The organism is Rhodococcus sp. JS3073 (genome assembly GCF_026810085.1).
Taxonomy (GTDB): Bacteria; Actinomycetota; Actinomycetes; order Mycobacteriales; family Mycobacteriaceae; genus Rhodococcus_F; species Rhodococcus_F wratislaviensis.
Genome location: NZ_CP113951.1, coordinates 4,409,666 through 4,429,147 on the forward strand (window position 1 = coordinate 4,409,666; position 19,482 = coordinate 4,429,147).

The 19,482-nt window shown below is 66.0% G+C and carries 16 protein-coding genes; 4 read left to right on the forward strand and 12 right to left on the reverse strand.

Features of this window, described 5'->3' with window-relative positions; all coding sequences use genetic code 11:
• Positions 1 to 150: 150 nt before the first annotated feature.
• A complete protein-coding gene (locus tag OYT95_RS19975; protein WP_128640610.1) occupies positions 151 to 1,707 on the forward strand; it encodes a PucR family transcriptional regulator in 1,557 nt (518 codons plus the stop codon).
• 45 nt (positions 1,708 to 1,752) lie between these two features.
• On the opposite strand, the gene OYT95_RS19980 is transcribed toward OYT95_RS19975, so the two are convergent.
• Genes OYT95_RS19980 through OYT95_RS20015 form a run of 8 tightly spaced genes read right to left on the reverse strand, consistent with a single transcriptional unit; the run spans position 1,753 to position 10,366 of the window.
• Positions 1,753 to 3,258 carry an aldehyde dehydrogenase gene (locus OYT95_RS19980; RefSeq protein WP_268788768.1) on the reverse strand — a complete coding sequence of 502 codons (1,506 nt, stop codon included), beginning with the start codon at positions 3,256 to 3,258 and terminating at the stop codon, positions 1,753 to 1,755.
• Position 3,259: 1 nt separating this feature from the next.
• Complete coding sequence (locus OYT95_RS19985; RefSeq protein ID WP_268788769.1) at positions 3,260 to 4,018, reverse strand: gamma-glutamyl-gamma-aminobutyrate hydrolase family protein; 759 nt, start codon at positions 4,016 to 4,018, stop codon at positions 3,260 to 3,262.
• A complete protein-coding gene (locus OYT95_RS19990; RefSeq protein WP_037230257.1) occupies positions 4,011 to 4,718 on the reverse strand; it encodes an ABC transporter substrate-binding protein in 708 nt (235 codons plus the stop codon). The genes OYT95_RS19985 and OYT95_RS19990 overlap by 8 nt, the downstream gene beginning before the upstream one ends.
• Positions 4,715 to 6,082, reverse strand: coding sequence for a glutamine synthetase family protein (locus tag OYT95_RS19995; protein ID WP_037230255.1), 1,368 nt, complete (start codon positions 6,080 to 6,082; stop codon positions 4,715 to 4,717). Before OYT95_RS19995 ends, OYT95_RS19990 begins: the two co-directional genes overlap by 4 nt.
• A 35-nt stretch (positions 6,083 to 6,117) precedes the next feature.
• On the reverse strand, positions 6,118 to 7,386 hold the full coding sequence (locus OYT95_RS20000) for an NAD(P)/FAD-dependent oxidoreductase (protein WP_268788770.1): 1,269 nt from the start codon (positions 7,384 to 7,386) through the stop codon (positions 6,118 to 6,120).
• Positions 7,387 to 7,390: 4 nt separating this feature from the next.
• Complete coding sequence (locus OYT95_RS20005; RefSeq protein ID WP_037230252.1) at positions 7,391 to 7,582, reverse strand: ferredoxin; 192 nt, start codon at positions 7,580 to 7,582, stop codon at positions 7,391 to 7,393.
• A 44-nt stretch (positions 7,583 to 7,626) separates the two neighbouring features.
• The gene (locus tag OYT95_RS20010; protein ID WP_268788771.1) at positions 7,627 to 8,826 is read right to left on the reverse strand and encodes a cytochrome P450; all 1,200 of its coding nucleotides are present in this window, start codon (positions 8,824 to 8,826) and stop codon (positions 7,627 to 7,629) included.
• Positions 8,816 to 10,366, reverse strand: coding sequence for an APC family permease (locus OYT95_RS20015; RefSeq protein WP_128640614.1), 1,551 nt, complete (start codon positions 10,364 to 10,366; stop codon positions 8,816 to 8,818). The genes OYT95_RS20010 and OYT95_RS20015 overlap by 11 nt, the downstream gene beginning before the upstream one ends.
• Positions 10,367 to 10,528: 162 nt before the next feature.
• On the opposite strand from OYT95_RS20015, the gene OYT95_RS20020 reads away from it, so the two are divergent.
• Entirely contained in the window at positions 10,529 to 11,281 is a 753-nt protein-coding gene (locus tag OYT95_RS20020; protein WP_217999419.1) for a FadR/GntR family transcriptional regulator, read from the forward strand.
• The gene (locus OYT95_RS20025; RefSeq protein WP_268788773.1) at positions 11,278 to 12,018 is read left to right on the forward strand and encodes a cache domain-containing protein; all 741 of its coding nucleotides are present in this window, start codon (positions 11,278 to 11,280) and stop codon (positions 12,016 to 12,018) included. The genes OYT95_RS20020 and OYT95_RS20025 overlap by 4 nt, the downstream gene beginning before the upstream one ends.
• A gap of 123 nt (positions 12,019 to 12,141) precedes the next feature.
• Here the strand turns inward: OYT95_RS20025 and OYT95_RS20030 are convergent, their stop codons facing one another.
• The 3 genes from OYT95_RS20030 to gabT are packed head-to-tail and all read right to left on the reverse strand — an operon-like array spanning position 12,142 to position 15,828.
• Complete coding sequence (locus OYT95_RS20030) at positions 12,142 to 12,975, reverse strand: gamma-glutamyl-gamma-aminobutyrate hydrolase family protein (RefSeq protein ID WP_268788774.1); 834 nt, start codon at positions 12,973 to 12,975, stop codon at positions 12,142 to 12,144.
• The gene (locus OYT95_RS20035) at positions 12,972 to 14,438 is read right to left on the reverse strand and encodes an aldehyde dehydrogenase family protein (protein WP_128640617.1); all 1,467 of its coding nucleotides are present in this window, start codon (positions 14,436 to 14,438) and stop codon (positions 12,972 to 12,974) included. Before OYT95_RS20035 ends, OYT95_RS20030 begins: the two co-directional genes overlap by 4 nt.
• 31 nt (positions 14,439 to 14,469) lie before the next feature.
• Positions 14,470 to 15,828 carry a 4-aminobutyrate--2-oxoglutarate transaminase gene (gabT, locus tag OYT95_RS20040; RefSeq protein WP_268788775.1) on the reverse strand — a complete coding sequence of 453 codons (1,359 nt, stop codon included), beginning with the start codon at positions 15,826 to 15,828 and terminating at the stop codon, positions 14,470 to 14,472.
• A gap of 181 nt (positions 15,829 to 16,009) precedes the next feature.
• Between gabT and OYT95_RS20045 the strand changes: the two genes are divergently transcribed.
• The gene (locus OYT95_RS20045) at positions 16,010 to 19,030 is read left to right on the forward strand and encodes an NAD-glutamate dehydrogenase domain-containing protein (RefSeq protein WP_268788776.1); all 3,021 of its coding nucleotides are present in this window, start codon (positions 16,010 to 16,012) and stop codon (positions 19,028 to 19,030) included.
• Positions 19,031 to 19,203: 173 nt separating this feature from the next.
• On the opposite strand, the gene OYT95_RS20050 is transcribed toward OYT95_RS20045, so the two are convergent.
• Complete coding sequence (locus OYT95_RS20050) at positions 19,204 to 19,365, reverse strand: hypothetical protein (RefSeq protein WP_158461285.1); 162 nt, start codon at positions 19,363 to 19,365, stop codon at positions 19,204 to 19,206.
• Between the last annotated feature and the right edge of the window lie 117 nt (positions 19,366 to 19,482).

Below are 19,482 nucleotides of genomic sequence, written 5' to 3' on the forward strand. Positions count from 1 at the left end.
AGGACACCGGCTGTGATCGCCCGAGCCGCCTGGGCGAGTTCACCGCTCGCCCGTGAATCCGCCTGAGTCCGCCACATTCCCAGCGCATAGAATGACGGCGAGCAGGGGGCCGGGTATTGCTCGTTTCCTGGTAGGCGGGAGAGTGTCACCGTGGCGATCACCGTTCGCAGACTGACTCAGCGCCGTGACCTCGGCCTTTCGATCGTCGCGGGCCTCGAGGGCGCCGACCGTGTGATCGACTGGGCCCACGCCATCGAACTCGCCGACCCGACGCCGTGGCTCGCCGGCGGCGAACTGGTCATGACGACCGGACTCCAAATCGGAACCGAAGCAGACGAACAGTTCGAGTACGTCGCCGGGCTCGTGCAAGCGGGTACCGTCGCGCTCGCGTTCGACACCGGCACCACCTTCGATCGAGTCCCCGACGGCATCCGAAGCGCAGGCGACGAATTGGGTCTACCGATTCTTGCAGTACCCGCGTCGACGCCATTCATTGCCATCACCCGCGCGGTCATCGACGAACTGACAGCCGACCAGGTCCGCGGCGTTCAGCGCGTCGTCGACCAACAGGAGAACTTCGCCCGAGCAACACTGCGTGGCGGAATTCCCGCAGTGATCTCGGCGCTCGGCCGGGCCCTCTCGTCGACCGTTGCCGTGATCGACACCGACGACCGCGTCCTCGCCGTCCACGGACCGGACTCGGCGCGCGTCATTCGCCTTGCCCGTCGGATGGCGGATTCGGCTCGCTCGCGGTCTGGTCGGCGCCAGACCAGCAAGGTCGTCGCCGACGACGAAGGGTACTGCACGATTCAGAGCGTCTCGGCGGCCCAGGAACAACACGGTTACCTCGCAGTCAGCTCGACTGAGCCCCTCCCGTCCTCGGATCGCCTGTTGGTCGCTCACGCGGTGTCGCTGGTCTCGATCGAATTGGGCAAACCTGCCAAAGTGGTTGATACGGAGCAACGCCTGCGTGCAGCCGTGACCCAGGCACTACTCAGCCTCGGCGACGATCTCGATGTGAGCTTGCTCAGGTACTTCGGTTTCGACGCCGACTCTCGCATCGCCGCAATCGTGCTCACGAATGTCGGGCCCCTCCTGGCCGCCGAGCGGCAGACCGCGGCGGCACTCGCCGGGCATGCAACTCCGTACCTCATGACCCCAACAGCGAACGAGCTCACGATCATCGTCCCAGCCGAACGCTCCTTGGAGCTCGGATCACAACTACAACAACAGGTTAGCGCTCAACTACAGCGGACACTCGGAGGCGGCCTCGGTTTGCCCGCTCCGATCGTTGCTGCCGCGCTCAGTGTCAGGCAGGCGACCGCAGCGATGCGAGCCGGCCGGTCACCGACGGGGCAGCTCGTCAACTTCGCGGACCTCGGAACCTTCTCCCTCCTGCTCGGCAGCCAAAGCGCTGAGGAACTACACACGTTGGAGCAATCGATGCTCGGCGCGTTGGATGTATACGACGCGACCCACCCTGCATCAAGCAGTTTGGTTGCCACACTGACCGCGTTTCTCGAACACAACGGGCAGACGGAAGTTGCAGCAGCGACGCTCGGCATTCATCGCCACACCATGCGTAACCGTCTGAACAAAGTGGTGGAGCTGACGGGCCGAGACATCAACTCCGCCCATGTCCGCGCCGAGCTGTGGATCGCGGTCAAGGCACGGGAATTGCTCGGCACGATCCAGGAGGCGCCCTGAATCCGAGTTCGCAAGGGACCCTTACCACTACCGGAAGGTGTCCCTTTACAGCTTCATCCAGGTGCTCTTGAGCGTGGTGTACTTCTCGAGCGCATGGAGCGACTTGTCGTGCGCTCCGAACCCGGACTGCTTGTACCCGCCGAACGGCACGGTGATATCGCTACCGTCGTAGTTGTTGACCCACACCGTTCCCGCGCGCAGGGCACGCGCGACGAGGTGTGCGTTCGACAGACTGTCGGTCCACACCGCGGCGGCGAGACCGTAGTGGGTGCCGTTGGCGATCCGCACGCCCTCGTCGATGTCGTCGAACGTGAGAATGGACAGTACGGGGCCGAAGACCTCCTCCTGGGCGATCGTCATCTCCGGGGTGACGTCGTCGAAGATCGTCGGTTCCACGAAGTACCCGCCAGAGTCGATCCGTGCCTGCGAGCCACCGGCGAGGGTGGTTGCACCTTCGTCGGTTGCCGCTGCGATGTAGCCGAGCACGCGGTGCAAGTGTTTCTCCTCCACGAGCGCGCCGACGGAAGTGTCCGGATCGAGGGGGTCACCGACCTCCATCCTGGCAGTGGCCCGCAGCAGGTGTTCCACGAGTTCATCCTTGCGTGAACGGTGCACCACCAGACGCGAACCGGCCGAACACACTTCACCCTGGTTGAAGAAGATGCCACTCGCGACGGATGTTGCGATGTTCTCGAGTCCGGTGGCGTCCGCGAGGACGAGCTGAGCGCTCTTCCCGCCGAGCTCGAGCGAGACCTCCTTCAAGTTGGAATCGGCGGAGGCGCGAAGCAGAGTCCGCCCGACCGGGCCCGATCCGGTGAAAGTGATGGCATCGACGTCGTTGTGAAGTCCCAGTGCGGCGCCGGCGGTGGCACCGAACCCCGGAACCACGTTGAGGACACCGGCGGGCAGGCCGGCCTCCGCGGCGAGTTCTGCGAGCTTCAGCGCTGTCAACGAGGACGCCTCCGCCGGCTTGAGAACGACGCTGTTGCCGACCGCGAGGGCGGGGGCGAGTTTCCAGGCCGCGAGCATCAGCGGAAAGTTCCACGGCACAATCGCCGCGACCACACCGTACGGCTCACGGGTGATGGTCGCGAAGGTGGCGTCGTCGGTCGGCGCCACCTCGTCGTAGCGCTTGTCGATGGCCTCGGCATAGAAGTCGAAGCACTGCACCGTTACTCGCACGTCGACTGCCCGGGCATCCCCGACGGGTTTGCCCATGTCCAAGGCTTCGAGAAGAGCGAGCTCGTCGGCATTCTCCTCGATCAGCCGCGCGAGGGCCTGTAGCACCCGGCGGCGTTCACGGGGATGCTGCTTGGCCCAGCGACCGTCTTCGAAGGCGCGGCGAGCTGACTGGACGGCGCGGTCGATGTCTTCGCGGTCGCCTTCGGCGATGGTGGTCAGTACCCGGCCGTCGCGGGGTGAGATGCAGTCGAAGCGCCTGCCTGCGAGGGCGGGAACGAATGTGCCGTCGATGAAGACATCGTTCCGGGGTGACAGTCGCCGAGCTGTCTCGAGCAGGCGGTCCACCTCGCTGGGCACGGTTGCGGTCATGTCAGTACTCCTTCGTTCGGACGAGGTCCCGCCCGAGTTCGTCGCGTCGTGCCCGGGCGAGCCGAGCGCGCTCGACCGTGGCGTCGAACAGTGCTTGCTGGTGCGGTGCGGTGTCCGCGTCGTCCTCGGGGTGCCACTGCACGCCGAGCATCGGGGAGCTGTCGTGCTCGAGCACCTCGACGCACCCGTCCCCGGCACGGCCGGCCACCCGCAGTCCCGCGCCGAGTCGGTCGACGGCTTGGTGATGGTACGAGGAGACCTCGAACACGCGGCCGCCCATCGCCTGTGCGACCGCGGAGCCGGATTCTATCCGGACGGGGTGCATGCATTCGCGGTGCCGGATGTGGCTGTCGGGTACGTGCTGCACCAGGGTGCCGCCGAGCGCCACGTTGACGACCTGCATGCCGCGGCAGATCGCGAGGAAGGGCAGTCCCAGGTCGATCACCGCCCGCGCCGTAACCAGGTCGAACTCGTCCTGCACGGGGTCCGATGCCTCCGTGCGGGAGTCACGTTCGGCCCCGTAGGTAGCGGGGTCCAGGTCGGCGCCGCCGGGCAGAACGATGCCGTCGAAGATCGTCAGCCGGCGCGCGACGTTGCCCGGTCCGGGCGGCACGATGACCGGTTCTCCCCCGGCCCGGAAGATGGCTTCGAGGATCTTGTCGGCAGCCACGGTTCCGGAGCGTCGCAGACCGCTGATCGAGGCGGCGCGGATGCCGGGTACGGCGATCAGTGGCCGGCCCTGGCCGTCGGTCTCACTCATCGGCGGTGAGGGGGAAGGGCAGGTCCGGCATCCACCGCTTCCACTCGGCCTCGAGTGATCCGTCGGCGATGACCTTGTTCAAGGCTGCGTCCATGCTGATGCGGAGGGTGTCGTTGCCCTTCGCGACCGAGACACCCCACCGGTTCCGGGTGGCAACGGTGAAGGCGACGGCCAGGTCGGACTGCTCCCCGAGCGGCACGATGGCGACGTCGTCGTCGACCACGGCGTCAATTTCGCCATCGCGCAGTGCCTGCACCATGTCGCCGAGGACGTCGTCGGTCGCACCGTCGAACGGCACCGTCGTCACGCCGTCGAAGGTCTCCGCGAGTGCGAGGTTCGTGCTGCCGACGATGGCGCCGACCCGCTTGCCCCTCAGGTCGTCCGCGGCGTTGATTCCGCTGTCCGCGAGGACGAGAACCGATTCGTCGAAGATTGCGTAGGGGCGGGTGAAGTCGACCAGTTCCGCGCGCGAAGGGGTGATGCCCTGACCGCACCAGATGGCGTCACCGCGGCCATCCTGCACGGCGGGAACCATGTCGCTCCAGGACGTCACGACCCAGCGGACGGTCTTGCCGAGGACATCGGCAACGAGTTCGGCCGCGGAGGGCTCGTATCCGACCCGCGTTCCGTCGGGGGCCGCCTTGTCGAACAGCGGCGGTGCGGGCAGGTCGACGCAGATCAGTTTCAGTTCGTTGCTCACAGGAACTCCAGGTACATGTCGCGGTCGAAGTCGGTCACGGCGCCGCATGCGCGAGCCCATTCGTCGAATTTCAGAGCCGAGTACTGGTCGGCGAGCTCGGGGGCAAGACTGCCGCGAATGACGGTGTTGTCGTTGAAGGCTTGCACCGCGTCCCCGAGGGTCAGCGGCAACGTCTCGTAGGTGTCGTCGCCGTAGCTGCTGCCGATCTGCGGATCCCCGGGATCGGTCGCGTTGTCGATGCCGTGTTTGATCGCGGCGAGCAGCACGGTGTGGGAGAGGTAGGGGTTGACGCTGGCGTCGGGGATCTTGTACTCGAGACGTCCGACGGCGGAGAGTCGGACAGTGCAGGTCTTGTTGTCCATACCCCAGTTGACGGCGGTGGGGGCGAATTGTCCGCCGTCCCAGAATCGCTTGTAGGAGTTGACTGTCGAGGCCATGATCGCGATCGATCCGGGGGCGTGGTCGAGCATGCCGCCGAGCGCGTGCTGGCCGATCTTGCTCAGGTGGAGTTCGCGGCGGCCCGGCTCTTCGAGGACGTTCTCGTCGCCGTTCCACAGGCTGACGTTGTGGTGGCAGCCGTTGCCCATGGAGCCGGTGACGGGCTTGGGCATGAAGCTGGCGATGACACCGTGCTCCTTGGCGACCTGGTGGCAAATTTGCCGGTAGGTGATCAGGCGATCGGCGGTGGCGGTGCAGCGGTCGAATTGCCAGTTCAGTTCGAGCTGCCCGGGGTCTTCGTAATCTCCTTCGATCATGTCGAATCCGAGGGCGTGGGCGTAGGTCATGACCTTTTGGTAGATCGGGCGCATCAGCTCGAGGTTCGCGGTCTGGTATGCGGCGCTGCCACCCGGGCGGACCTTGACGTCCATGCTCGCGCCGAGCCAGCTCATCTCGGGTTCGCAGCCGCTCTTGAGTTCGAGGCCGGTGTCGGCCTTGAACTGGCTGTGTGCCCGAATGAGTGTGCTGCGCGTGTCGGTGGCGAGGTATTCGCCACCGATGTCAGGGATGTGGTCGGGCTCGTAGGTGGTGCAGAAGAACCGCGCGACCGTGGTGTCCCAGGGAAGCACCGCGAAGGTGTCCAGGTCGGGGATGGCGGTGAACTCGGCCGCGTCGACACCACCTCCGAGCAGCTGTCCGGTGCGGTCGGTGTGCAGATCGACCATGGCGGTGCGGTGGAACTGCACGCCCTTGACGAGGTTGCGGCGAAGGTGCCGGGCGGGGACGACCTTGGCGACGGTTCGCCCGGTGAGGGTCACGACCTGGTAGTAGATGTATTCGACTCCGGTGGAGTCGATTTGGTTCTGGATGTCTGCGATACGGGCATCCGAAGAATTGAGTTCCCGGTGCTGATCCAATGAGGTCATCGGATGTCTCCTTGTGGTGTGGGTAGGTCGCGGGGTCAAGAAGTGAGGACTGCGGCGCGCGAGGTTTCGACGGCGTCGCGGTATTTCCGGGCCGACGCGGGTGCGGGCGAAATCATGACGACCCCGACGAGCTGACTCCCGCGGTAGTAACCGACGACGGTGCCGTCCAGTGCGGACGGGTCGTCGTCGATCGGGTTCGACAGGTCCCCCTCGAGTACCGAGACGTGGTCGGCGTCGCCCGGTGAGCCGTAGCCCTGCAGTCGTAGCCCGAACTGATCACTCCAGAACGACGGCAGCGGTGAGAACACGGTGGTGTCCTCGCCGGCACCGTTCAGGTGGTGGATCAGCGAGACCGCGGCTCGCTTGGCGGTATCGGTGGGGATGCACCAGTGTTCGATTCGGCGCGGGATGTTCCCGGTGGCCGGATCGGGGAACCGGGCGATGTCGCCGACTGCGACGACGTCGGGCCGCGATTCGACGCGCAGGTGGTTGTCGCACAGGACACCGTTTCCGAGGTCGAGGCCGTTGCCGTCGAGCCATTCGACGTTGGGGTGGGAGCCGACCGATTCGATCAGCACGTCGGCGTCGAGTCGGGTGCCGTCGGACAGGATCACTGCGGACAGCCGGCCGGAATCATCGCCGCAGGCGACCGCCCGTTCGACGGATACCCCGGTGTGGACGTGCACGCCGAATGCTTCATGCACTCGCCGTAGTGCGTTGCCGAATTCCTCGCCGAGGGGCCGGATCATCGGGACGGCCAGCGGCTCGACGATGTGCACCTCACACCCGAGTGTGCGGGCGGTGGCAGCGGTTTCGCATCCGATGAATCCGCCGCCGACGACAACGACCCGGTTTCCCGGCTCGAGTTCCCCGCGTAACCCGATGGCGTCGTCGAGGGTACGAATGACATGCCGGCCGGACTTCGGTCCCGGCAGGTCCAGGCGCCGCGGGCGCAGGCCGGTCGCCACGACCAACCCGTCGTAGTGCAGTACCTCGCCGTCGGCGAGGGTGACGGTCTTGGAGTCGAGGTCACTCGACACCGCGGGTGTTCCGAGTTTCCATTGCACATCCGCGATGCTCTTACGTTGGCGGAAGGCGACCGAGGAGTGCCAGTGGTCGAGGGTGGAGTTCTGTTCGTCGCGTTCGGCGGCGAGCACGTCCTTCGACAGGGGCGGGCGGTTGTACGGCATGTGCTGTTCGTCGCCGACGATGGTGATGACTCCGTCGAATTTGTTGGCGATCAGCTGTTCGGCTGCGCGGAGACCGCCCATCGATCCACCGACGATGACAACGTGCGAAGGCATCGGTTCAGCTCTCGTCGAGGAAGATCGCTTGCACGGGGCAGACGTCGGCTGCTTCCTCTACCTCGTCGCGTTGGGAATCCTCCGGATGCTTGTCGTAGACGAGCTTGCCGTCGTCATCCATCTGGAAGACCCTGGGTGACGCGATGGCGCACTGTCCGTGGTCCTGGCACATTCCGTAGTCGACGCGAACGTCCATTTCTTTTACCTCTCTTACCGAAAAAGTGCTGATGATGTTGGGTGTCAACCGCGTTCGAACGCGATCGGCAGGAAGAACGGGCCGGTGTTGCCGCTGAGCGGCAACCAGGTGGCGATGCCGTCGACGGTCGGGTTCTTCAGCCGCTGGGCAAGCAAGGGCAGTGCCTCGCTCATGTCGCTGCGGGCGACGAAGTGTCCGAGGCAGTGATGTGCGCCGCCACCGAAACCGAAGTGCGGCGGTCGCTGAGCAGTCAGATCGAAGGGCTCACCGTCGATCACCCGCGGGTCGGTGCCGGCTGATTCGGACAACAGGTGGATGGTGGTGCCGGCCTTGATCTCGACGCCCTGGTACTCGAAGTCCTCGAGTGCTTCGCGTGTCACCCACGTGACGGTCGGGTTGACGCGCATGACCTCTTCCACCGCCGCCGTGCCCAGTTCGGGGCGTTTCCCGAGCAGCGTCCACTGGTCGGGATACTTCATGAACGTTTGCAGGGCCAGGCCCAGCTGGTTGCGGGTGGTGTCCATCCCGCCGAAGATCAGCAGGACCAGCGACACGCGCAGCTCGTCGTGGCTGAGATGTTCACCGTCACGTTCGGCCAGAACGAGCCGGCTGACGAAGTCGTCTCCCGGATTCTTGCGCCGGTCGGCGATCAGTTCGTCGGCGTACTCGTAGAGCCCTTCGAGCGCCGCCTCGACCTTGGCGAGGTCCTGCCTCAGTGTGACGCCCAAGGCCAGGCCGATGTCGTTGGACCAGGCGGCGATCTTCTTCCATTCGCCCTCGGGGATACCGAGCATGATCGCGATGACGCGGGCTGCGTACGGTTCGGCGAACTCGGAGGCGAAGTCGCATCGGCCGCGGTCGTAGAACCCGTCGATCAACTCGTTCGCGAGGGCTTGGAACCTGGGGACCAGGCCACCGATCAGTTTCGGCGAGAAGGCGGGGTTCATCAGGCGACGCAGGCGATGGTGATCGTCGCCTTCGAGGTTGAGCAGCGCGCTCGTCCACCAGTGCGCGAACGGACCGTCGTGGACTCCGTTGTGCGCCGGCCATGCCCAGCTTCCCTGCCGCAGGCGACGGTCTTTCATCAGCTTGCCGACCTCGTCGTACCGCAGGACGGCGAGTCCGTAGCTGGTATGGGCGTACCAGCTGGCCTCGCGCGCCTGGCGGACGGCATCGGATTGCACCGAGAAGGTGGGATCGGCCAGGTTCAGAAACGGCGCCTGGGTCAGTTGATCAGTGGACATCGGTTGCTCCTGCGGGTTCGGGCTGCGGTTCGACAGAAGCCGCGTGGGTGGGGTTGGGGCGCTGGGGGATCGCGTCGCCGAAGGGTGCGGTCCCGTTGCTGTGGGAGCGGCCGAGTGCCATGTAGAGCAGGCCGGATCCGATGACCGCGGCGCACAGCAGGGCGACGATGTAGTTGTCGTACCAGACGGCGTCGGGGGTGCGCGGCCAGCTGATGTTGACGATGGCGGCGACGCCGTAGACCAGTGCGCCGATGTTGATCGGCATCGCCCACTTGCCGAGCTGGTATTTCCCGTTCGGGATCCAGCCCTTGACGCGGGCACGCAGCGCGGCGAAGACCACCATCTGGAAGGCGATGTAGATGCCAATGGCGCCGAAGCTGATCAGCTTGGTCAGGGCGTCGGTGGACACGGCCGACCCGATGATCAAGATTCCGGGGACGACGGCGGCGAACAGCAGCGCGTACGGCGGGACGGCGCGGTGGTGGTCGAACTTCGACCAGAGCCGGCTGCCGACGATCATTCCGTCACGGGCATAGGAGTAGATCAGTCGGCTCGCCGCCGCCTGCAGGCTCAGGGCACAGGAGACGAACGAGATCAGCACGACGACGATGACGATCTTCGAGCCCACCGGACCGAACGCGTCGCTGAGGACGGTCGCGACCGGATCAGGGTCTTCGCCGCTGATGACGGCACCGAAGTCGACGACCGACAGAATCAGGCTCAGGCACACGAAGGTTGCCGCGGCGCCGCCGATGTAGATGGTGCGGCGCATGGACTTCGGGATCTGGATGCCGGGATTCTTGACTTCCTCGGCGACGTCGCCGCAGGCCTCGAAACCGTAGTACTGGAAGACACCGATCAGGCTGGCGGCGAGGAACGCATACAGGAAGCTGTGCGAGCCCTGCGCCCCGAAACTGTCGAAGAGAACTCCCAGTCCGTGATGACGCTCGGCGACCAGCAACCAGATTCCGACGACGAGTGCGCCGAGCAACTCGGCCCCGAAACCGAAGATCGCGGCATAGCCCAGGACCTTTGTCCCGCCGAAGTTGATGACCGTGGCCAGGATCAGCACCGCGAGGGCGCAGGCGATGGTGGTGGTCACCGAGGGGGTGAACCCGACCACGGTGGCGACGAACGGGCCCGCGCCGTAGGCGACGCCGGCGATCGTGGCGAGCAGGGCGAACAGGTACACCCAGCCCGTCATCCACGCCCACTTTCGGCCCCACAAGCGGCGGGCCCAGGGGTACACCCCACCGGCGACCGGGAACTGCGCGACGACCTCGCTGAAAACCAGGGCTACGAGGAACTGGCCGACACCGGCGATCAGCAGGCTCCAGATCATCGGAGGCCCGGCAGCGACCAGCGCGATCGCGAAGACGGTGTAGATGCCGACAACAGGGGACAGGTAGGTGAAACCGAGGGAGAAGTTCGCCCACAGGCTCATGTCTCGTTTGAACTCGGACTCGAAGCCGAGAGCGGCCAGTTGGGCGTCGTCGTCGGAAATGGCGTCGTCAGGACGCTGAAGAGGTATCTGGGACACGGGTCTCGTTCTTTCGTCGGGAGGTACCGCGGGGCCGTGAGAATCGAATGTCCGGTTTGTGGGGCCGGTCACATCCGTCGCTTAAACATATACAGTGATAGTTCATAGTTCAAGGTGTCAGCGTTACGATCTTGTGTAGCTCTACGACCTCAGGGGGTACCGGTGCCGATCGACCAGCTCGGAGGCTTGACTGCGCTCGGCGCTGTTCTCGCCCCGCTCGATGGCGGCGGCCCCCGGACCGATGCGGTCGTCCAGCGCATTTCCGCAGCTATCGGGCTCGGCGTGATGGTCGACGGCGAGCAGCTGCCGCCGGAACTGGACCTCGCCGGCCAACTCGGGGTTTCCACGGTGACCCTGCGTGAGGCGCTGGCGGTGCTCCGCAACGAGGGGCTGGTGTACACCAAGCGTGGGCGCGGCGGTGGCAGTTTCGTCAAGGCGTCGGCCGACGTCGTCCAGAGCAATTCGCTGACCAGGCTGCAGCAGCTGAGCGTGGAGGAACTGCGGGACATCGGCGACGAACACTTCGCGGTCTCCGGCGCAGCCGCCGCCCTGGCGGCCCGCCGCAGCCTGGCCGCCGATGTGACCCGGTTGCGGGCGCTGGTGACCAGGATGCGGGAGACCGCCGACCCCTTCGAGTGCCGACGCGCCGACAGCCGCTTCCACATCGAGGTCGCCGTGAGCTCGCAGTCGTCGCGGTTGACCCGAACCGAGGTCAGCCTGCAAGCTGAGTTGTCGGCGATGATCTGGCTTCCGCAGGTAGCGGTCGATCCAGCCGAGGAAGCCGCCACCCACCACGCTCTGGTGGATGCGATCGAAGCCGAGAATCCCGATCTGGCACGGGAACTGGCAGAATCACACAGCGTTGCCCACGTTCGCCGCCTGATCAAATTACGTATGGAGCTGAGGAACGAATGAGTCCTGTCGATGACTCTCGGCCGCAGGCAGCCGTCGACTCGGTCGCGGAAGCGACGACGGACCTCGTCGAGGTGATCTACGGTTCCCTCGCCTCGATCGGCGATGCGTTGACCGAGTTGTGGGCCAGGTTGCAGGCCGACGGAACGACACCGCGGTCCACCGACCTCGAGTCGCTCAAGGGCAGCGTGGTCGGCGAACTCGAATCACGCGGGCCGCTGTTCAACGGCGCAGGAGTCGTCATGGCCGACGGCAGCCTCGCCGATCGGCAGCATTACCTCGAATGGTGGCGCGCCGACGGGGGCGACCGCCCCGATTCGCAGCGGCTGGTCCTCGACCTCAATCCCCGTAGCGAGTACTACTACGACTATTCCGACATGGAATGGTTCGTGATACCGCGGGATCGGAACGAGAAGTGGGTCTATGGGCCATATCTCGATTACACCGGTGTCGACCTGTACGTGTGCACCTTCGCTGTTCCGGTCAGGCTCGGCGACGGAACCTTCCTCGGTGTTGCCGGCGCCGATATTCCCGTGTCGAGTATCGAATCGAGGCTGTGGCCGCAACTTCGTCGCGCGGGGTCCGGTCTGGTCCTCGTCAATGCTGACGGACGGGTCATCGTGGGTAACGATCCGGAGTACATCACCGGTTCCAAGGTCGCTTCCGTGGCCCGGTCGGGCGAAGCGGTGCCGGTGCGGGCAACTCCCTGGTCGCTGGTGCCGCTTCGGGACGCGGAGTAGAACACCTCCTGGATGAAAACCAGTGCTGCACGGCACGTTCGGTAGGTCGGGGCGGCGTGAGGGCCGGGCGTGCTGATCGAGCTCGCCCGGCCCCAACCAGGGATCCAGTTGTACTGGACTTCCTTACACCGCGGGTGTGGTCCGTTGTCCGCGTTTCGCCGCAGCATGCGCCGTTGAATGCTCGACGAACGCGCCGAACAGGGCCCTCCGGTCCTCCTCCGACCCGTCGGTGTCCTCCGGATGCCACTGCACACCCACGATCCATTTGCTCTCGTGCTCGACTGCCTCGACGACACCGTCCACACCGCGGGCTGTCACCCTCAGTCCCTCGCCGACCTCGCCGACCGCCTGGTGATGCCCGTTGCGGACGATCACCCGCGATCGTGACAGGATCTGCGCGAGGCGTGAATCTTCGACCACGACGACCGGGTCGTCGAGGAACATCGGCTCCCCGTCACCGCCCCGGTGGGGGTTGTTCTCCCCCAGATCCGGGATCAGCGTTCCACCGCAGGCGAGGTTGATCATCTGGGAGCCGCGGCAGATGCCGAGCATCGGCGCCCCGAGCTCTAGCCCGAGATCGATCGCGGCGAGTGTGCGTTCGTCGGTTCCCCGGTCGACCCCGTAGAGATTGTCGACGAACCCGGTGTGCCCGTAGAGGGTGGGGTCGACATCTCCCCCACCGAGCAGCATCACCCCGTCGGTCTCCTCGTCGATGGTGAACGGGGCGTCCCGGGAGATGTCGATGACGTTGACCCGGGCTCCCAGCTCCACCAGCGTGGCCAGCGCCGAGCCGGTGAAGCGCACGATGAGGTCCCGGGTCTCGGTCGTCAGGCCGGGAAAGTTCAGGGGCGCCACGACGGCGATCAGCGGGCCGCTTCCGTGGCTGCCGCCGTCCGGGAGAACGTCCTCGAGCATGACCGGTTCGATGATCGTGCCGTCGAGTGCGCCGGGGCTCATATCGTCGACTGTCCGCCGCGCAGGTACACCGTGGTGGTGTGGGTGAAGAACTCCCGCGCCGAGCGGCCCTGTTCCTTCGGACCGTATCCGCTCTTCTTCGCGCCGCCGAACGGCACGTGGGGGTCGGCGCCGGCGGATTCGGAGTTGATGTGCAGGATGCCGACATCGATGTCGTCGATGGCATCCAGGGTGCGCGTGAGGTCCTGGGTGAAGATGGCAGCAGAGAGACCGAATTCGCTGTCGTTCGCCAGGGCGAAAGCTTCGCCGGCGCTGCCTACTCGCCGGGCCGCCAGTACCGGGCCGAACAGTTCGTCACGCCAGACATCAGGCAATTGCGACGGCAGCTCGAGGATGGTCGGCGGCACGAAATACCCTGTTGCCAAGGCGCCCTCGGAGTATTCGTGGCCGCCGGCGACGGGCAGCGCCCCCTGCTCGATCGCGCGATCGATGCCCGCCCGGATCGAGGCGCGGGCGGCGGCGTCGACCACCGGTCCCATCTCCGTGCCGTCCTGAACGGGGTTACCGACGTTCAGTGCGTCGGCGCGCTTGCCGAGTTCGGCGAGGAAGTCCTCGGCGATGTCGTCGGTGACGATCAGCCGAGAGGTCGCGGTGCACTTCTGCCCCGTCGAGCGGAACGCACCGAACATCACCTGCTCGGCGGCCAGCTCGAGGTCGGCGTCGCCGAGGACGACCGCCGCGTTCTTTCCGCCCATCTCCGCCTGCACCGGAACACCGCGGGCGGCACCGGCCGCGGCGATCCTACGGCCGACACCGGTGGAGCCGGTGAACGTGATCGCGTCGATGCCGGGGTGCTCGACGAGACCGTTGCCGACGGTCCGGTCACCGATCACCAGGTTCAGCACGCCGTCAGGCAGGCCCGCGTCGGTGAGGGCCTGCGCCAGGCGCATCGCCAGGAGCGGAACGGTGCCGGCCGGCTTCCAGACCACGGTGTTGCCGTAGGTCAGGGCCGGGGCGATCTTCCACGCCGGGATGGCGATCGGGAAGTTGAAGGGCGTGATCACACCGACCACGCCAATGGGTTTGCGGGTGACCAGGATGCGTTCACCGCGGCGCGGCGAGGAGAAGACCTCGCCTGCGTCGCGGTCGGCGTCGTTGCCGTAGTAGCGCAGGATCTGCGCCGCGCGCAGTACCTCGCCAATGCCTTCGGGTTTGGTCTTACCTTCTTCGCGGGCGAGTTCGGTGCCCCAGTCCTGGGCTGCGCTCTCCACGATTCCCGCGGCACGCACGAGGATCGCGCCCCGCTCGTGCGCGGGAGTGCGCGCCCACTCTCGCCTGACCCGTCGAGCCGCCGTGACGGCCCCGTCGAGTGCCGCGGTGTCTGCCAGTCGTCCCTGGGCAACGACGACGTCCGGCTCGGCCGGACTGGTGCTGACGACGGTATCGCCGGCGCCGTCGAGCCATTGTCCGTCGACGAGATGGTGCAGGTGCGCGGGTGTGGTCATGAGAGGGTCGTCCTTCTTCGGGTGTGGGGTACTACAGAGCGGCGAAGGCTTCCCGAAGGACCGAGAAGCCTTCCATCAGCAGTTCGTCCGAGATCGACAGCGGGGGAAGGAAACGCAGGACGTTGCCGAAGGTGCCCGCGGTCAGGGTGAGCAGACCGTGGGCGAGGCAGAAGCGGTTGATCTCGGCGACGGCCTCGCGGTTGGGGGTCTTCGTGCCGGGTTGGACGAGTTCGATCGCCACCATGGCACCGCGACCCCGGACATCGCCGATGATGTCGGTGTGGGCGGCGATGTCGCGCAGTTCGCGGAACATGAGGTCGCCGATGGCCTGCGCCCGCGCGAGCAGGTTCTCCTCTTCGATGGTGTCGAAGACACCGAGCGCGGCCTCGCAGGCGGCGGGGTTGCCGCTGTAGGTGCCGCCGATCCCGCCGGCGTGCGCGGTGTCCATGATGTCGGCGCGACCGGTGACCGCGGCGAGCGGCATCCCCCCGGCCAGCCCCTTCGCGGTCACGATCAGGTCCGGCACGACGCCTTCGTGCTCGGAGGCGAACCAGTTGCCGGTGCGGGCGATGCCGGCCTGCACCTCGTCGGCGACGAACAGGATTCCGCGATCCCGGCAGAAGTCGGCGATGCGGCGCAGGAAACCGTCGGCGGGGACGATGAATCCGCCCTCGCCCTGAATGGGTTCGACCACGACGCAGGCCACGGCGTCGGCGCCGATCTGCGAATCCACCAGCATCTCGAACTGGGCGAACGCTTCGTCGGCCGCGTTCTCGGCGCCGCTCGGCCACCGGAAGGGGTAGGCCATCGGTGCGCGGTACACCTCGGGTGCGAAGGGACCGAAGGTGCTCTTGTACGGCTGGTTCTTCGCCGTCATCGTCATGGTCATCAGCGTGCGCCCGTGGAAGGCGTGGTCGAAGGTGACGACCGCGGGCCGGCCGGTGGCCGCCCGCGCGTACTTGACGGCGTTCTCCACCGCCTCGCTGCCGGTGTTGAACAGCGCCGTGCGCTTCTCGTGATCACCGGGGGTGATCCGGTTGAGCGCCTCGGCCACCTCGATGTACGGCTCGTACGGGGTGGCGAGGAAACAGGTGTGCGTGTACTTCGCCAGCTGGCGGGAAGCCCGCTCGACCACACGCGGTGCAGCGTTGCCGACGGTGGTCACGGCGATACCGCTACCGAAGTCGATGAACGAGTTGCCGTCGACGTCGACGAGGACTCCGCCACCGGCGGCCGCGGTGTAGATGTTCGCGCCGCTGGTCAAGCCTGCGGGGAGGGCGGCACTACGGCGGGCTGCCAGTTCCCGGGAGCGGGGTCCGGGTACCTCGGTGACGATGCGGCGTACCTGCTCGAGCTGCGGTCCGCCGACGGGTGTGTGCACAGCAGTCATGTCGTGTCCTCCAGTCGGTTTACCGAGACTGTATGGGCGAAGTCGCCCAGCAGGACATGGCCGAGCTGTACATTTCGACGACCGATCATGGCCCTCCTGGCTAACCCGGTTTCGGCGACGGACACGCACACTTGCTGCACCGAGACTTGGGAAGGACACTGCGATGGGCAACGGCGCCACAATGGCAGATCAACTCGAATCACCCCTGGCTGTGGACGTCGACGAGGCAATCGGCCGACTACTGCTCACCAGCAGCGACCGATCGGGAACGCCTCGGATGATCTTTCTGTCCGACACGACCGGAGGCAGCACCGCCGAAGCCGTCATCCTCTGGCCGAACGGCACACCACTCCTCGCCGACGTCGCACATCTCTTCGAGCACTTCGGATTGCGCGTCGCGGACCGAGACACCCTGCCGCTGCCTCCCGGCATGTCCACCGCGGCCGCACTCCACAAATTCACCTTCCAGGCACCGAGAGTGTCACGACGCCGGTCACTGAGCCGGGTGTCGGAAGCCTTCGAGGCGCAGACGCTCCACGGCTTCGAAATCGACGACTTCGCCAAGTTGATCGTCGCCGCCGGCCTGTCCTGGAGGGCGATCGTTCTCATCCGTGCGGCAAGCCGATTCGTCCGTCAAGCGGGGCTCGGCCTGTCCGAGAGCTACGTCATCGACACCCTGCTGCGGCACACCGAGTTCGCCGAGTCTCTCGTGCACTACTTCGGTGCGCGGTTCGATCCCGACCTCGACGACCGAGATACGGCTGTCGCGGAGACTGTTTCGGCCGTGCGTGAACACCTGGATGCCGCAACGACCTTGGACGAAGACCGGATCATGCGGTCGCTGGAGTCGTTCGTCACCGCGTGCCTGCGCACGAACTGGTACCAGACCGACGCCACGGGCACGGCGAAGCCGTACGCCTCCTTCACGCTCGACTCGAGCAGACTCGCGCTGACCGGGCCGGTTGTCCCCTACCGCGAGATCTACGTCTACGCCAACGACGTCGAGGGAATCCACCTGCGCAGCGGCGCCGTCGCGCGTGGCGGGCTGCGATTCTCCGACCGCCCCGAGGACTACCGCACCGAAGTGCTGGGCTTGATGAAAACCCAGACGGTCAAGAACTCCCCGATCGTTCCCGTCGGCGCCAAGGGCGCATTCGTCCGCAAGAATCCGAACATCACCCCCGCAGAGGCATATACGACGTTCATCAGGGGACTTCTCGATGTCACCGACAACATCGTCGACGGTCACACCATCGCACCGCAGCGCACCGTCACCTACGACGGACCCGACACCTACCTCGTCGTGGCCGCCGACAAAGGAACGGCCTCTTTTTCGGACCTAGCCAACAACATTGCCCTCGACGCCGGCTACTGGCTCGGAGATGCATTCGCCTCCGGCGGCTCGACCGGATACGACCACAAAGCCATGGGCATCACCGCCCGCGGCGCCTGGGTCTCGGTGCGCAGGCACCTCGACGAACTCGACGTAGACGTCGACACCGACCCCTTCACCGTCGTCGGCGTCGGCGACATGTCCGGTGACGTCTTCGGCAACGGAATGCTGCTGTCCGAGTCGATCAAGCTGGTCGCCGCCTTCGACCACCGGCACATCTTCATCGACCCCGACCCCGACCCTGCCCGCGCGTTCGCCGAACGCCAGCGCCTGTTCACACTCCCCGGAACCACCTGGGATCACTACGACCGCAACACCCTGTCCGCCGGTGCCGGCATCTGGCCGCGCACCGCCAAGCGGATCTCGCTCTCGCCCGAGGCCCAGAAACTCCTGGGCGTGCAGCAGAATCTGATCTCACCGAACGACCTGATCAAGGCAATCCTGTCGGCCCGCGTCGATCTGTTGTGGAACGGCGGAATCGGCACGTACGTCAAAGCGTCGACCGAAACCCACGCCGACGCAGCCGATCCGGTCAACGATTCGGTGCGAGTGGACGCGGCCCACCTGCGCTGCGCCGTGATCGGAGAAGGCGGCAACCTCGGGCTGACGCAGCGGGCACGCATCGAATACGCGCTCGGAGGCGGTCGGATCAATGCCGACTTCATCGACAACGCCGCCGGGGTCGCCACGTCAGACCTCGAGGTCAATCTCAAGATTGCTCTCGACGGCGCCGTGCGCAGCGGGCGAATCAACCATGACGAGCGCAACGCCCTACTCTCCGCGTCACGCCGGGACGTTGCCGACGCAGTACTCTGCAACAGCGAGAGTCAAACGCTGGCAATCAGTCTCGCCTCCTCTCAGGCCCCGCAGCTTCTGAACCGTCACGAGCGGCTCATCGACAACCTCGAACACACCAACGGCATCAACCGGGCCACCGAGGTTCTGCCGACAAAGAAAGAGCTGGTGTCGCGGACGCAGGCCGGTCTCGGGCTGACACGACCCGAGATCGCCATCCTCCTCGCTCAGTCGAAGAACGTGGTTCAGCAGGACCTGCTCAATTCATCCGTTCCGGACGAACCGGTCTTCGCGCAGGCCCTGTCGGCATACTTCCCGCCTCGGATCCGCGAACAACTCTCCGAGGAGGAGATCCGCGGCCACCGCCTGGCCCGCGAGATCGTGGCGACGAAGATCGCCGACGACCTGATCAACCACGTAGGCCCCGGCCTGATCTATCAACTCGACGAGCGCCTCGGCGTCACAACCCCGGCAGTGGCCCGGGCCTACGCCGTTGTCCGGGCCGTGTTCGACATCGACGAACTGTGGTCGGACGCCGAACAGCGCACCGACGTCACGCAGGCCGAACGCTGGAACCTCCTCCGCGCTCTCCAGCACTTCATCGAGCACACCGCCTCGTGGATTCTGCGCCGCCGCCCCGCCCCACTGAACGTCGAGGCGGAGATCGACCGGTACCGTCCCAGCGTTCGCGAGTTGGTGGCACACCGTCCCCACCCGACCACGATCGCCGAGACCACCGAGAGACTGCGATTCCTCGGCGAGGTCCTCGACCTGATCGAGACCGCCCGACATGGCGGCTGCCCCGTCGAGGCTGCCGCGGCCATCCATGCCCGAACAGACTCCGTCCTCGGACTGACCTGGTTGACCGGCCGCCTCGAGCACCACGTCACGACCAATTGGTGGGATGCGATGGCGGCCGCGACAGTGCGCGACGACCTCGCCGAACGCCATCATGCGCTCGTCGGGGCCATCCTCGATCTCGACACCGGAGGCGACGACCAGGTGCTCGTATGACAGGAACGCACTGCGGACGCCATCAACCGCTTCTCCCGCATCACCGCCGAACTCCGACGAGACGGGGTGGTGGACGTCTCCCGCGCCTGCACGGCCGGCGCCGAGTTGAACCTGCTGATACGGAGCACCCGCACAGGCTCCATGTAGTCGAGTGTCGCGTGAGCCGGCGTCGGCTACAGCGACTTCGCGATGATTCCCTTCATCACCTCGTTGGCGCCCGCGTAGATCTTCTGGACGCGGGCGTCCTCGTCATGAGACCTCCTTCTCTCCTTCTCTCCTGCCCTCTCCTGTCCGGCGAGCTTGATCTCAGACAGTCTGCACCAGGCCGCAGCCAAGTGGACAGCGCTGGATCGTTTGCCCGGCCAGGCAAGCCGATCTGCGCCAACGGTGTTGGCAATTCCGTGGAACCCGGTTCGACTGTTGAGGAAGCAGAATGAACCGACCGCACGACG

What these genes read in the sequence shown, in the direction of transcription:
- OYT95_RS19985 (WP_268788769.1), bottom strand. Translation starts at nt 4,018, where the DNA reads ATGAGTGAGACCGACGGCCAGGGCCGGCCACTGATCGCCGTACCCGGC.
- OYT95_RS20035 (WP_128640617.1), bottom strand. Translation starts at nt 14,438, where the DNA reads ATGACCACACCCGCGCACCTGCACCATCTCGTCGACGGACAATGGCTC.
- OYT95_RS20005 (WP_037230252.1), bottom strand. Translation starts at nt 7,582, where the DNA reads ATGGACGTTCGCGTCGACTACGGAATGTGCCAGGACCACGGACAGTGC.
- OYT95_RS20025 (WP_268788773.1), top strand. Translation starts at nt 11,278, where the DNA reads ATGAGTCCTGTCGATGACTCTCGGCCGCAGGCAGCCGTCGACTCGGTC.
- OYT95_RS20000 (WP_268788770.1), bottom strand. Translation starts at nt 7,386, where the DNA reads ATGCCTTCGCACGTTGTCATCGTCGGTGGATCGATGGGCGGTCTCCGC.
- gabT (WP_268788775.1), bottom strand. Translation starts at nt 15,828, where the DNA reads ATGACTGCTGTGCACACACCCGTCGGCGGACCGCAGCTCGAGCAGGTA.
- OYT95_RS19995 (WP_037230255.1), bottom strand. Translation starts at nt 6,082, where the DNA reads ATGACCTCATTGGATCAGCACCGGGAACTCAATTCTTCGGATGCCCGT.
- OYT95_RS20010 (WP_268788771.1), bottom strand. Translation starts at nt 8,826, where the DNA reads ATGTCCACTGATCAACTGACCCAGGCGCCGTTTCTGAACCTGGCCGAT.
- OYT95_RS19980 (WP_268788768.1), bottom strand. Translation starts at nt 3,258, where the DNA reads ATGACCGCAACCGTGCCCAGCGAGGTGGACCGCCTGCTCGAGACAGCT.
- OYT95_RS20045 (WP_268788776.1), top strand. Translation starts at nt 16,010, where the DNA reads ATGGCAGATCAACTCGAATCACCCCTGGCTGTGGACGTCGACGAGGCA.
- OYT95_RS20030 (WP_268788774.1), bottom strand. Translation starts at nt 12,975, where the DNA reads ATGAGCCCCGGCGCACTCGACGGCACGATCATCGAACCGGTCATGCTC.